Annotated in this window: 14 protein-coding genes and 1 other annotated feature; of the genes, 7 read left to right on the top strand and 7 right to left on the bottom strand. The window is 40.2% G+C overall.

The genetic code is table 11. The features are described from left to right. Positions 1–32: 32 nt before the first annotated feature. Positions 33–280 (bottom strand) — a binding site (T-box leader). Between the two features lie 349 nt (positions 281–629). The 3 genes from AA0Y26_RS18785 to AA0Y26_RS18775 all read left to right on the top strand — a co-directional run bounded on the left by AA0Y26_RS18785 (position 630) and on the right by AA0Y26_RS18775 (position 4406). Continuing rightward, complete coding sequence (locus AA0Y26_RS18785) at positions 630–2276, top strand: FAD-binding dehydrogenase (protein ID WP_413363553.1); 1647 nt, start codon at positions 630–632, stop codon at positions 2274–2276. 60 nt (positions 2277–2336) lie between these two features. After that, positions 2337–3119: an enoyl-CoA hydratase gene (locus tag AA0Y26_RS18780; RefSeq protein WP_413363552.1), complete on the top strand. Its 783-nt coding sequence runs from the start codon at positions 2337–2339 to the stop codon at positions 3117–3119. A gap of 117 nt (positions 3120–3236) precedes the next feature. Then, positions 3237–4406: a hypothetical protein gene (locus tag AA0Y26_RS18775; RefSeq protein ID WP_413363551.1), complete on the top strand. Its 1170-nt coding sequence runs from the start codon at positions 3237–3239 to the stop codon at positions 4404–4406. 59 nt (positions 4407–4465) lie between these two features. On the opposite strand, the gene AA0Y26_RS18770 is transcribed toward AA0Y26_RS18775, so the two are convergent. Beyond that, entirely contained in the window at positions 4466–4651 is a 186-nt protein-coding gene (locus AA0Y26_RS18770) for a YhzD family protein (RefSeq protein WP_413363550.1), read from the bottom strand. 324 nt (positions 4652–4975) lie between these two features. Between AA0Y26_RS18770 and yhaM the strand changes: the two genes are divergently transcribed. Continuing rightward, on the top strand, positions 4976–5911 hold the full coding sequence (yhaM, locus tag AA0Y26_RS18765) for a 3'-5' exoribonuclease YhaM (RefSeq protein WP_413363549.1): 936 nt from the start codon (positions 4976–4978) through the stop codon (positions 5909–5911). A gap of 88 nt (positions 5912–5999) precedes the next feature. Here yhaM and serC read toward each other — a convergent pair whose 3' ends face one another. Then, positions 6000–7088: a 3-phosphoserine/phosphohydroxythreonine transaminase gene (gene serC, locus AA0Y26_RS18760; protein ID WP_413368313.1), complete on the bottom strand. Its 1089-nt coding sequence runs from the start codon at positions 7086–7088 to the stop codon at positions 6000–6002. 498 nt (positions 7089–7586) lie between these two features. On the opposite strand from serC, the gene AA0Y26_RS18755 reads away from it, so the two are divergent. Together AA0Y26_RS18755 and AA0Y26_RS18750 are read left to right on the top strand one after the other, a co-directional pair. Then, positions 7587–8162, top strand: a complete 576-nt coding sequence (locus tag AA0Y26_RS18755; protein WP_413363548.1) for a TetR/AcrR family transcriptional regulator — start codon at positions 7587–7589, stop codon at positions 8160–8162. A gap of 237 nt (positions 8163–8399) precedes the next feature. After that, positions 8400–8738, top strand: a complete 339-nt coding sequence (locus AA0Y26_RS18750; protein WP_413363547.1) for a zinc ribbon domain-containing protein YjdM — start codon at positions 8400–8402, stop codon at positions 8736–8738. Between the two features lie 272 nt (positions 8739–9010). Here the strand turns inward: AA0Y26_RS18750 and AA0Y26_RS18745 are convergent, their stop codons facing one another. Continuing rightward, on the bottom strand, positions 9011–9844 hold the full coding sequence (locus AA0Y26_RS18745) for a peptidylprolyl isomerase (RefSeq protein ID WP_413363546.1): 834 nt from the start codon (positions 9842–9844) through the stop codon (positions 9011–9013). Positions 9845–9988: 144 nt separating this feature from the next. On the opposite strand from AA0Y26_RS18745, the gene AA0Y26_RS18740 reads away from it, so the two are divergent. Beyond that, positions 9989–10093, top strand: coding sequence for a YjcZ family sporulation protein (locus tag AA0Y26_RS18740; RefSeq protein ID WP_081978036.1), 105 nt, complete (start codon positions 9989–9991; stop codon positions 10091–10093). Positions 10094–10149: 56 nt separating this feature from the next. Here the strand turns inward: AA0Y26_RS18740 and AA0Y26_RS18735 are convergent, their stop codons facing one another. The 4 genes from AA0Y26_RS18735 to AA0Y26_RS18720 all read right to left on the bottom strand — a co-directional run bounded on the left by AA0Y26_RS18735 (position 10150) and on the right by AA0Y26_RS18720 (position 12286). After that, on the bottom strand, positions 10150–10335 hold the full coding sequence (locus tag AA0Y26_RS18735; protein WP_036157470.1) for a hypothetical protein: 186 nt from the start codon (positions 10333–10335) through the stop codon (positions 10150–10152). A 47-nt stretch (positions 10336–10382) separates the two neighbouring features. Beyond that, positions 10383–10949: a DUF3267 domain-containing protein gene (locus AA0Y26_RS18730; RefSeq protein ID WP_413363545.1), complete on the bottom strand. Its 567-nt coding sequence runs from the start codon at positions 10947–10949 to the stop codon at positions 10383–10385. A 224-nt stretch (positions 10950–11173) separates the two neighbouring features. Then, positions 11174–11734, bottom strand: coding sequence for an HTH-type transcriptional regulator Hpr (locus tag AA0Y26_RS18725; RefSeq protein ID WP_413368311.1), 561 nt, complete (start codon positions 11732–11734; stop codon positions 11174–11176). A 162-nt stretch (positions 11735–11896) separates the two neighbouring features. Next, a complete protein-coding gene (locus AA0Y26_RS18720) occupies positions 11897–12286 on the bottom strand; it encodes a YtxH domain-containing protein (RefSeq protein WP_413363543.1) in 390 nt (129 codons plus the stop codon). Positions 12287–12289 lie beyond the last annotated feature (3 nt).

Here is a 12289-nt window from a genome sequence, read left to right as displayed (position 1 = left end):
TAAAAAGCCTTCCCGTCCCCTTACAGCAATGTGTAAGGGGCGAAAGGCTGTTAATGAACATACTTACGCGGTGCCACCCTTTTTCGTTGCAGGAATTTTCTGAATAAAAAGTCTGCAACCTTCGTTCAACTGCGTAACGTGCATGTGACGGATAGGCATACTGTATTTCCGCCTATCTATTCAGGAGTTGAACCCAATTCGATTCTAACACCGGTTTGCACCAACCACCGGCTCTCTTGAGAAAGAAATTCGAAGAGCATGTCTCCATCTTCATATTTGTTCTTGATTAAATTTGTTAACATCATAATCCGATTGTTCACTTCTGTCAACAAGGTTTATAAAAAAAATTAAAAATACCGTTTATTTCATAGGAACATCAACTTAAAATACGAACTATATTTATTGAAATGTTTTATAATGTTCGTTTTTGAGCATATTGTATGAAAGCGTTATCGTTCACTTTAACTGCTTATATTGCTTAATTTGCAGAAAATTCAAATATACCATCCGTGTAATCGTAACGAACAACAAGACGAACATTCACAAACAGTCACAATTTTGTCAAGAAGGGCAGGGAAAGGAATGATAGCCCTAGAAAGTAAGTATTATACAAGTACTGGGGGTATGGGATGAAATACGATGTAATTGTAGTAGGGGCAGGCCTTGCGGGGCTGACAGTTGTATATGAACTGATTGATAAGGGGAAAAAGGTGCTGCTCGTCGATCAAGAGCCGGCATCCTCTATCGGCGGGCAGGCGTTTTGGTCGTTTGGCGGTTTGTTTTTAGTGGATTCAACTGAACAACGAAGAATGGGCATCAAGGATAGTCATGAACTGGCATGGCAGGACTGGTTAGGAACAGCTGGCTTTGATCGATTGGATGATGAGGATTCATGGGGATATCAATGGGCCAAAGCTTATGTGGAGTTTGCAGCGGGTGAAAAGTATGCATGGTTAAAGTCTAAAGGAATCAAGTTCTTCCCTGTAGTCGGATGGGCCGAGCGTGGGGGAAGCTTGGCAGGCGGACATGGAAATTCTGTTCCACGATTCCATATTGTATGGGGGACAGGCCCGGGTCTTGTTGAACCTTTTGCTCAAAAGGTAGTAGATGCCGTTAAAAGCGGTGATGTAGAGTATAAACCCCGTCATAAAGTAACCGATTTATTAGTGGAGAATGGAACAGTAGTCGGGATTACCGGGAAACAGCTGGAGCCAAGCGATGTGGACAGAGGGAAGGAAAGCTCGAGAGTTGAAATAGGAGACTTTGAATACCATGGGGATGCTGTTGTGATCGCAAGCGGCGGAATCGGGGCCAACTTGGATCTTGTAAGGAAAAATTGGCCATCGAGGCTTGGACTTCCACCGAAAAAAATGGTGGCTGGCGTACCTGCATATGTAGATGGCAGTATGCTTGAAATAGCAGAGAATATTGGCAGCCGCCTCGTGAATAGAGATAGAATGTGGCATTATACAGAAGGGTTGAAAAACTGGAATCCGATTTGGCAAAACCACGGAATCCGTATTCTGCCCGGCCCATCTTCCATGTGGTTTGATGCAAAAGGCAACCGCTTTACAGCACCAAATTTTCCAGGTTTCGATACGCTGAGCACATTAGAGGCTATACAAAAAACAGGGTATGACTATTCGTGGTTCATCTTAACGGAAAAAATTATCGAAAAAGAATTTGCGCTGTCAGGCTCCGAACAAAATTTAGATCTTACAAATAAAAGTGTCCGGGATGTTATTAGGCGCGCTCTTCCTGGGCCTCCTGCTTCTGTTCAGGCTTTTAAGGAACATGGTGAAGATTTCATAATCGCCAATAGTCTTAAGGCATTAGTCGAGGGAATGAATCAGCTGGCAGGCAATGAAAATCTAGACTTCCTGCATATAAAAAATCAGGTTTTGGCTCGGGATCGAGAGATGGAAAATTCGTTTACGAAAGACGCACAGGTAACGGCCATACGAGGCGCTCGTAATTATATAGGTGATAAACTCATTCGTGTAGCAAAGCCCCATAAAATTCTCGATCCGAAGGCAGGGCCTTTAATCGCTGTTAGATTAAATATTTTGACACGGAAAACACTTGGGGGTTTACAAACGAACCTTGACGGGGAAGTGCTGAATGAAGGCGGTGAAAGAATTCCTGGTTTGTTTGCTGCAGGAGAAGCATGTGGTTTTGGCGGCGGCGGTGTCCATGGATATCGTTCGCTGGAAGGTACCTTCTTGGGAGGCTGCCTATTCACAGGACGGCAAGTAGGAAAATATTTAAGCAATTAAAGGGTTTTACAAGAAAGTGTCGAAAATAATGAATGAATATTCATAAAAGGGGTGGAGAAAATGAATTATGAAACAATTGTATTGGAAATTTTAGAGAGAAAAGCGATTTTGACATTAAATCGACCGAATGCTATGAATGCAATGGACTTTACGATGATGCGAGAGCTAGCGGACTGCTTTGAATCGCTACATAATGAAAAAGATGTGCAAGTCTTAGTCGTGAAGGGCGAAGGTAAGGTGTTTTCAGCAGGAGGCGATGTGAAAATGATGCTTGCATCCAGTGACCTCTCAGACTTTGGGGATATTATGGGGGATATATCCCGCTTAGTAAAAGCATACTACACATTACCGATGATTACTGTAGCACAAATTCATGGTGCCTCAGCTGGGCTGGGTTTTAGTCTCGCTCTTGCCAGCGATATCATTGTTGCGGAAGAAACGAGTAAACTTGCGATGAATTTCATTGGCATCGGGTTAATTCCAGACGGCGGAGGACATTTCTTCATGAAGGAACGCTTAGGTACGCCGAAAGCAAAACAAATGATTTGGGAGGGCAAGGTACTAAATGGTGAAGATGCGCTGTCTCTTGGGCTAATTGACTATAATGTACCAAACGGAACCTCGGCTGCAACAGTAGATCAAATTGTTGGGAAGCTAATTGCCTCACCGATTGCTGCTATGCTGGAATCTAAGAAAATATTGCATAATGCGAAGCTGCCGGAGCTTGAAGCGATTCTCGAAGGAGAAGCGAGAGGACAGACGGCTATGCGTCATACGGAAGACCACCTAGAAGGTATCAAGGCATTCGTTGAGAAACGTTCGCCAGAGTTCATAGGGAAGTAATATGAAAAAAGGATATCTCGTTTTACTCGAGGCATCCTTTTTAATTTATACAAAAACCTGTACAGCAGCAGTGCAAATAATTATGATTATGAAGGACTGAAAAATGGAGGATCAATAATGGAACAAACATTACAACGTCTTCAGGAAGGCCAGCTCATTCATAATATATACTGTCCTACAGCTGAAGAGACCATTGCTGTATGTGAGGCAGAGCTTGCAATGCTGCAGGATGAGAAGCGGTTTTATTTTGAAGTGCCCCTTGAGCAATTTGATCAAGTCTTTCAATACTTTAATGAGATGGGTTCAATTAAACAAGGCGCTTTTACGTATATACAAGCCCGTCATATTGCCGAAACAGGTAATATCCGGAATTTAAAAATAGACGAGCGGGGCCGTATTTTCTTTGAAAAAGAATTGATTGGCATAAGTACAGCCCTTGCATTTGCGCAAAGCAAGTGGAACGGGTCATCCCGTGAAGAAGCGATGGAAATTGCGGTCATGACAGGTCTTGCTGTTATAGGCGAAGCATTTGTAGAAGACCTCATCTCTGTTCATGACATCGAGGTTTATGAGGGCCGGAAACTGCATGTAGGTGATGGTTTGGAAGATGTAGTGAGAACAAACGGAGCAAAAGTCATCGTAAAAAAAGTCGCGGCTAAAGCAACGAAAAAAGCGATGTATAGCTCTGTAGTAGCAAAAAAAACCATTACCTTACTAAATGCAAATGTTGTCACAGGCGCACTCGTTACAGGTGTAATGTCAAGCATTGATATTGTACGGACAATAAAAGGTGAGATGTCACCTGCCCAACTATTTAAAAATGTCTCCAAAACTGCTGCAAGTGTGATGGGAAGCATGATCGGGTTACTGATTGGAGGCGGCATCGGTTTAAACATCCCGAATGTCAGCACGGCTGTGATCAGTCTGATTGGCGGCATCGTTGGTCTAATTATCGGAAGTATGCTGGCTACGAAGATTGTTAAGCGGGTATTAGATTTCTTCATCAAGGATGATACAGCGAAGATGCTGGATATATTCAATAAGCAGCTAGCAATTGCGGCTGAAGAATTCCTGTTGAATGAACAGGAATTGCAGCAGGCATTGAGCAATTTCAGTGAAGACTATGACATGCAAGATGAACTTCGCAAAATGCACGCTTCAGATCACCGTGAAGGTTATGCGAACTCTCTCATTGAGCACGAGCTGATACGTATTGTACGAGCCCGCATGTATTTACAAGTGCCAACGAATGAGGAACTTTATCAAGTCATTAGACGAATGCAATAAAAATAGACAGTCTCTCGCACGGGAGGCTGTCTATTTCTTACAATTAGGCATATGTAGGATTACACATGAAATAAGATTAATTTTCCAGACTTGTTTACTAGGCGATGGGTCTTTTCAGCAATACCTTTTTCTTCAATTTGTTTTTGGCCTTCGATTTTGGCCACATCATCATTTTCAAAAGTCCATACTTCATCAAACAATGTTTCCCCCGTCTTTTCAAATGCAGTGAATCGATAGTTTTCCATTTTACTCACCCTTTATTTTACAAGATACAACTATTATACATGAAATTTCTCATTAATTCACAGAACTATCTGTATAATGTCGGAGATTTTCGAAAATATGGCGTGTTCATGAACGCTGGAGGAAATATAATAAATGCCGAATCTCCTATTTTTTGAGAGGGGGCTATGTGTTTTGACTAAGCATCATATTATCCCTCTTCAGGCTGTGTTTTAAAATTTTGGAAATACGTCCTTTTCAATCGAAAAGGGAAACGAAGGCATGATACAATAAGAGAGTAGAAACACAGGACAGTGATTTAACAGTTAGTAAAGGAGCGATTGTTCGTGAAAGGGATTACGAAACTCCAGGTAGGGGAACAGGTAGATCAATTTTTATTAATAAAAGAAGCGAAAAAAGGTGTTACAACAGTAGGTAAGCCTTTTATGTCACTTATTCTCCAAGACCGCAGTGGTGACATTGAGGCAAAGCTGTGGGATACGAACGAAGAGCATGAACAAACGTATCGAGCGCAGGTGATTGTCCGTGTAGGGGGAGAGATCCACGATTATCGTGGGAAAAACCAATTGCGAATTAAGCAAATTCGTGTGGCAAGACCGGATGATAATATTCAGATCAGTGATTTACTTCCTACTTCTTCCGTTCCGAAAGAACAGTTATACGAGGATTTAACTCAATTTTTCTTTGAAATAAAAAATCCGCACATTTCACGTATTACTCGCCATCTCGTTAAAAAGCACCAAGAAAGCCTGATGGTTTATCCGGCAGCGACTAAAAATCACCATGATTATGCATCCGGACTACTTGACCATGTAGTATCGATGCTCCGTTTGAGCAAAGCAATCTGTGAGCTTTATCCGACCTTGAACAAGGATTTGATGTATGCCGGCGTTATCCTGCATGATGTAGGAAAGGTCATTGAATTGACAGGTCCTGTCGGCACAGCTTATACAGTAGAGGGAAATTTACTTGGCCATATTACGATTATGGTAAATGAAATTGGCCAGGCAGCTAAGGAATTAAACATCGAGGGTGAGGAAGTAATGCTGCTTCAGCATTTGGTATTGTCCCATCACGGGAAGGAAGAATGGGGAAGCCCTAAAAAGCCGATGATCCAAGAGGCGGAAATTCTGCACTATATCGATAATATTGATGCGAAAATGAACATGCTGACGCGTGCGCTGGATAAAACAAAGCCGGGCGAATTTACAGAAAGGCTGTTCCCGCTTGATAATCGCTCATTTTATAAGCCTTTAATTTAAGTAAGAGAACGGGAATAACCAGTAAAAAAACAACCTCAGGGCGTTTGCTCCTGAGGTTGTTTTCGTAATAGAGAGTGGTTTTTCTAGATTATTGATGATCTTTTTGGAATTTCACCATAAAATCAGCTAGCGCCTGGCACGCTTCACGAGGGACGGCATTATAGGCAGAAGCACGGCAGCCGCCGACTGAGCGGTGGCCATTTAAGCCGACAAATCCAGCAGCTTTCGCTTCAGCAAGGAATTGTTTCTCAAGCGCCTCATCCGCCACACGGAATGTAATGTTCATTAGTGAGCGGGAGCCTGTTTCCGCATGTCCTGTATAGAATCCATTAGAACGGTCAATGACATCATAGATCAAGGCTGCCTTCTCTTCGTTATTCTTTTCAATCTGTTCCAGACCGCCTTTGTTTTCTACCCATTTCAGCACTTCTCCAAGCATGTAGATCCCGAATGTCGGTGGTGTATTGTAAAGGGAGTTGTTATCAGCATGTGTTGAGTATTTCAGTATTGCTGGAATGTTTTTGTTTGCTTTTTCCAGCAGATCTTTACGCATAATAACAACCGTTACACCAGAAGGACCTAGGTTTTTCTGAGCCCCTGCATAAATAATCCCGAATTTTGAAACATCTACTCGTTTAGATAAAATATCAGAAGACATGTCCGCTACTAAAGGAACATCCCCTGTGTCAGGGAACACCTTCCACTGTGTTCCGAAAATTGTATTGTTAGAAGTCAGATGTACATATGCATCATCCGCATTCCATTTAATTTCCTCAACAGAAGGGATATTGCGGTATTTATTTTCTTTTGTAGAAGCTGCTTCTACAGCTGTACCAAACAATTTTGCCTCTTTGATTGCCTTTTCAGACCATGAGCCTGTTTGGATGTAGCTTGCTGTTTTTCCTTCTTGCAGAAAGTTCATTGGAATCATCGCAAACTGCAGGCTTGCCCCGCCCTGAAGGAATAATACTTCGTAATTTTCAGGGATATTATAAATTTTACGTAAACGTTCGATTGCTCCGTTATGTACTTCTTCAAACGTTGCACTACGGTGACTCATTTCCATAATGGACATGCCTGTGTTTTGGAAATCTACTAATTCTTGTTGAGCCGCTTCTAGTACTTCGTATGGTAAAGCAGATGGACCGGCATTGAAGTTATATGCGCGTTTCGTCATAGTATTCAAATGGAACACTCCTTCAGTAGTTTTATTTATTATAATATATTGTTCTTCAAAATAAATGGGAAAATTCGCAATAATTTTGAGGGAAAAGGACAAAACAAAGAAAAAACCGTACTAATAGCGCTTATTTTGTTTAAAATGTTCGTATTTAACTAATTTTTTCACATATAAATCTATTGAATGCTCGTATTTGTTCACGCAATTGTTGTAATTAATGAAAAAGCCAAGTGATGTATGAAGAATGCGTTTGAAGTACCCAGTGTTGCAGCGATTCTAAAGAATAGAAATGATGCAGTGTAAGAAGGTCGATTATTTACTATTGATAATAATGCTTGTTGGCGCTTTATGTTTTCATAATAGGTGAGGCAGATCTTTATACAGGCAATCATCTCATGTTAGTCTGGCCTGAGAGATAACCGATAACATGTGCCAACTCTATAGAACAGTGTTATAATCAAGGCATTTGAAGAACGCTTTATTGGGGTGAACAAAGTGGGAAGAGAAAGGAAATTTACTACGGAGGAAATCTTTCGTGAGACAGAGAGACTCCTTCTGGAGGTAGGGTATGAGGGATATACTATTAGCCTTCTTGCAGAAGCATTGAACGTTTCGCGGGCGGCGATTTATAAATACTATACGAATAAAGAAGAACTAGTTGTGGATTTTATGCTTGGACATATTGTAGGGATAATTGAAGCATTTAAAAACGTGGATGATACACAATCATTCCAGGGCCAGCTGGACGAGGTATTAGATATAGTCTTGGCATCAAAGGATCTTCATCGGATTCTTTCCCTTTCCCAAGGCATTGATACGAAGCGGAATGAAGACATCGCAAGGAAAATGGAGCGTCTACACGAACTTCACAAAGAAATGTACATCCCGCTTTATACGATGGTAAATCGGGGAAAGGAAGAAGGAGTTTTGAAAGAGGAAATTCCGAATGCACTGATAATCGCCTTTATCTTCCAAAGCATTGATTTACAAAATCATATGCAGATTCCTGAGGAGATTTTCACCAGGTCCATTAAACAGCTTGTACGAACGGGGATTGTCCGAACGCAATGATATAGGTAAAAGAAGAGGAGAAGTCATTTTAAAGCCTCCTTCTTTTTCATGAAGACAGAGGTCTTGCTGGGACGCTCATAGAAAAATAATTATCCTGTCATGCTATTAAACAATCTGTGAAAGAGCTGGTCCGGCGATTTTTTTTCGACAGCTCGAATTCTTTTTAGAAGAAAGCGGTTGTTCCAATAATAAATTTGTGACAGTATAGAAGGGATAAATGGAGAGGATGAAACAGTTATGGAAAATTTACCAAATTGCCCGCAGTGCGGTGGGGAATATACATATGAAGATGGTGTGAACTATGTATGCCCTATGTGTGCCCATGAGTGGTCACAGACAGCCGGGGAAAGCGCTGAGGAAGGGCTGGTAGTACGTGATGCAAACGGCAACTTACTTCAGGATGGCGACACGGTTACAGTCATCAAAGATTTGAAGGTCAAAGGAAGCTCCCAGGCTTTGAAACAGGGGACGAAGGTAAAAGGCATTCGCCTAGTGGAGGGCGATCATAATATTGACTGTAAAATTGATGGCTTTGGCGGAATGAAGCTGAAGTCGGAGTTTGTAAAGAAAATCTAACAAGTGAAGGATTTTCGTAAAGGCAAAAAGATGCGGCAGGGGAATAATCCCCGCCGCATCTTTTGTTAGTATGGAAATAAGTAAAGAACCCCTTGTGATACAGGAGAAGCAGTTACCCGCTTTTGGACTTCTATGCAAGATGTGCAGCGAAGCATAAATGACAAGAGTACACTGAGAAGATGATATGGTCTGCAGCCTCTTCGGGAGTGTATACATTGTCAGCTTGTCTAAAAGTCCTTCTCATAGCAGGGGAGTAAGACTGGACTGAGTGCTTATTTAAAAGCGTCTTCTAGGTCTTTGTCTTTTACCTCTACTTTCGCATCTTCAACTAATTTTGATTGAATAGTAGGCCAGTCCGCTTTTTTAGCACGTACTGTTTCAGTGATTTCTTCTTTTTTCTCTTCAAGTGTACCGTAGCCTTCTACGTCACGTTTTTCTAATACTTCGATAATGTGGTAGCCAAAATCAGATTTTACAGGCTCAGAAATTGTGTTTAGCTCAAGAGCGTATGCCGCATCATTGAATTCTTCCACCATAGTGCCGACAGAGAACCAACCTAGGTCGCCGCCTTCAGCGCCAGAAGCTGTATCTGTTGATTTTTCCTTCGCAATTGCAGCAAAGTCGCCGCCATTTTTCAGCTCTTCGATAATGGCTCTTGCTTCTTCCTCAGTTGCTACTAAAATATGACGAGCATGCAGCTCTTGGCTGGCTTGTTCATAATATTTTTGCACTTCTTCATCGCTTACTTCCACTTCAGCCTTTGCTTTTTCTTGCAGTAAGCTGAATCGGATGTTTTGCTTGAAAGTTTCTTCCGTTAAGCCGTTCGCCTCTAAAGCAGCGCCCATCTGATCACCATATTGCTCTGCATATGTGTCATACTGCTCTTGGATTTCTTTATCAGTCACTTCGTATTTGTCATTTAAAATTTTATCAATGACAACTTGCTGAAGTAATTGATCACCTGCAATCTTTTTGATTTCATTATAAAACTCATCTTGTGTGATGTCGCCTACTTCAGTTTTAACGACCACTTCATCACCAGGATTGCTGCAGGCAGCCAATCCAAGAGATGCTGCAAATGTCAAAGCGTAAAACGTTTTTTTCATAATTCAAACTCTCCTAACATTTTTTACAATGCAATAGATACTATAACATAAACGAAAAAAAAACAAAATGGTTTCACGCGTCAACTGCCTAACTTTTACATTCCGGCATGCATAGCATATAAGGTAGTAAAGGAGGTGTGAGATATGAGCGGTGGAGGCTACGCTGGTGGTGGTTATGGTTCTGGCTTTGCTTTACTCGTGGTCCTATTCATTTTATTGATTATTGTAGGGGCTGCATTTATCTACTAATTTGAAAATGTAGAAATAAAAAAGGCGAGATCTGCTATGTAGCAAATCTCGTCTTTTTAAACTGCAAATAATACTTCCACATAAAACGAAACTAACAAGATGGTAATGAGTACATTAATTGTACGGAAAATTTTCGGGTGCCGTTCTTCGGGAATTTCACGACGCATACATAGCGCATATGTCATGCGGTTAATTTGGAATAAATAAAATACTGAGAATAGCACTACGATTAAAAGTAGCAATTCTATTCCTCCCCTCTATCGCTTCTTCAAGAATATCAAATGACGCATTATGGAGACAAGTTTGAGCTATCTTCCGAACAAGATGGAATCAAAATTTCGTATCCTCTCGGTGTTTCCTCGATTATAGCATTTTTAGGAGCTTTCCATAAATCTTTTACATACAGCAAGTCAAGCAGGCAAATACTGCAATGAAGAGCGAATAATAAACAGAAATAATGAGAAAATACCGGCCATACCAAGGCTCCTGCAACAAAAAGCGGATTCAAAGTGCAGAAAGGTGCAAGCAGTGAGAAAATGTATCTTCTTTTAGGAATAGGATCTTGCAGCCGCATATGCAAAATTGGTATAAAGGAAAATTTGATTTTAATTCGGTAAGAAAGTGACTTTCTATAATTTAACAAAGATAAATAGTGAATAAGCTTATGCACTGGGTAAAGAAGAAAAAAAGTGAACGCGAATTGGAAAAAACGCGCGTCTGAATGAGCGTTCGTATGAGTAAGACCTATCAAAATGTAAGAAAAACAGAAAGTAAGAATAAAGGTAAGACCTGTTAGCAAAAAAACCCGTGGTGTCCCATATTCATATTCGATGTTAATGGTTTTTATACAATTCATACATATATTACCCCGTTAATGAAAATATGTGTGCCTTTATCCTCTACAGAATGACCGGAATAGTTCAAAATCATTCGCTCTAAAAATATAACTGTCCTTCAGCAAGTATCAAAGGCAAGCTGTGACTTTTCGTAAACAGCAACAATTCAATATAGCAAAGCCCATGAGAAAAATCCACTGAGCAAAATAAAAAGAGTGTACAGAAAGTATACACTCTTTTCTCATTATTGTGGAATAGAAGCCTTCTCTTCCACCTTATCTAAGCTTTCTTTGAAGTTATCAAATGAGCGTTCAAAAATCTCGATAAAATCATCACCATATATATTACGGATGACTGCCATGACATCTAAAAACTCAGGGAAGCGTCCATATAATTCTTTTAAAGCTAAAGAACCAGTAAGGATTGAATGATGCGTATCATGATAATGTTCATACATGAGAAGGATCAAATCATTGCCGGATTCTGTTAGCTCTACATACGTATTACGCTTATCATCATCTCGTTTAGAAAACTTGAGCAGCCCTCGCTCTTCCAGTTTTTTAGAGAAGTTAAACGCAGTAGATACATGCATTACCCCAAACTTTGCAACATCAGAAATAGAAGCACCTTTTAAATGGAACGCAATCCATAAAATATGGTGCTCATTGATGTTTAAGTCATAAGGTTTGATCCAATTTTGCCAATCTTTTTCGACAGCTTTCCAAAGAGCTTTAGATAGCTGAGCAATGCGTTGACTATATAACATAGCCTCTTTCATTGTGTATAATTCCTCAGACATTGCAATCACCTTCTTCTTTCATAGCGTTTTGAAAATATTATAGCAATAAAAGAAAAAAGTTTAAAGTTAGAAAAATTAAATAATTGAAATGCGATTTAAAATTGCAATTTAGTAGGTTTATAATGATAAAAATATTGCAAAACAGAATATAATTTTAGGTATAAATGACTATACGTTCTGTTGGTTATTACTTTCTTCTTTTCTGTTTTGCGAAAGATTTTTCTCGATTTCGCCGATGGAATTCTGTAAATTTTCGATTTCTTGTTTTAGTTTTGCTGTTTCCGGCTCAATATCATTTTTGAAGTTTGTAATAGTATCTTTCATTTCATTTATTATTTTTGGTATATTATTTTTCGCTTCACCAGTAAAAGCGGTAATAGATTGTTTTACATTTGTTGTTTCATTTTTAATGTCAGCGAGCTGATGTTTAAAAATGGCTGCATTGCGGGCGATTGTTGAACGCAGCTGCTGGCCGGGTTGGGGCGCTGTTACGATTGCCGTAGCTATGCCGGCGAAAACCCCTATTGATAATCCTGTCAAAAACGTTTTTGCCTTCATATT

This window comes from Lysinibacillus canaveralius (genome assembly GCF_047301505.1).
In the GTDB taxonomy this organism is placed as follows: Bacteria; Bacillota; Bacilli; order Bacillales_A; family Planococcaceae; genus Lysinibacillus_B.
The sequence above is the reverse complement of the archived record's forward strand: the minus strand, read 5'-3'. Positions and strand labels throughout refer to the sequence as shown.

Coding starts and splice junctions, on each gene's coding strand:
- AA0Y26_RS18785 (WP_413363553.1), top strand. CDS start 630: ATGAAATACGATGTAATTGTAGTAGGGGCAGGCCTTGCGGGGCTGACA.
- AA0Y26_RS18780 (WP_413363552.1), top strand. CDS start 2,337: ATGAATTATGAAACAATTGTATTGGAAATTTTAGAGAGAAAAGCGATT.
- AA0Y26_RS18775 (WP_413363551.1), top strand. CDS start 3,237: ATGGAACAAACATTACAACGTCTTCAGGAAGGCCAGCTCATTCATAAT.
- AA0Y26_RS18770 (WP_413363550.1), bottom strand. CDS start 4,651: ATGGAAAACTATCGATTCACTGCATTTGAAAAGACGGGGGAAACATTG.
- serC (WP_413368313.1), bottom strand. CDS start 7,088: ATGACGAAACGCGCATATAACTTCAATGCCGGTCCATCTGCTTTACCA.
- AA0Y26_RS18750 (WP_413363547.1), top strand. CDS start 8,400: ATGGAAAATTTACCAAATTGCCCGCAGTGCGGTGGGGAATATACATAT.
- AA0Y26_RS18745 (WP_413363546.1), bottom strand. CDS start 9,844: ATGAAAAAAACGTTTTACGCTTTGACATTTGCAGCATCTCTTGGATTG.
- AA0Y26_RS18740 (WP_081978036.1), top strand. CDS start 9,989: ATGAGCGGTGGAGGCTACGCTGGTGGTGGTTATGGTTCTGGCTTTGCT.
- AA0Y26_RS18730 (WP_413363545.1), bottom strand. CDS start 10,949: ATGAATTGTATAAAAACCATTAACATCGAATATGAATATGGGACACCA.
- AA0Y26_RS18720 (WP_413363543.1), bottom strand. CDS start 12,286: ATGAAGGCAAAAACGTTTTTGACAGGATTATCAATAGGGGTTTTCGCC.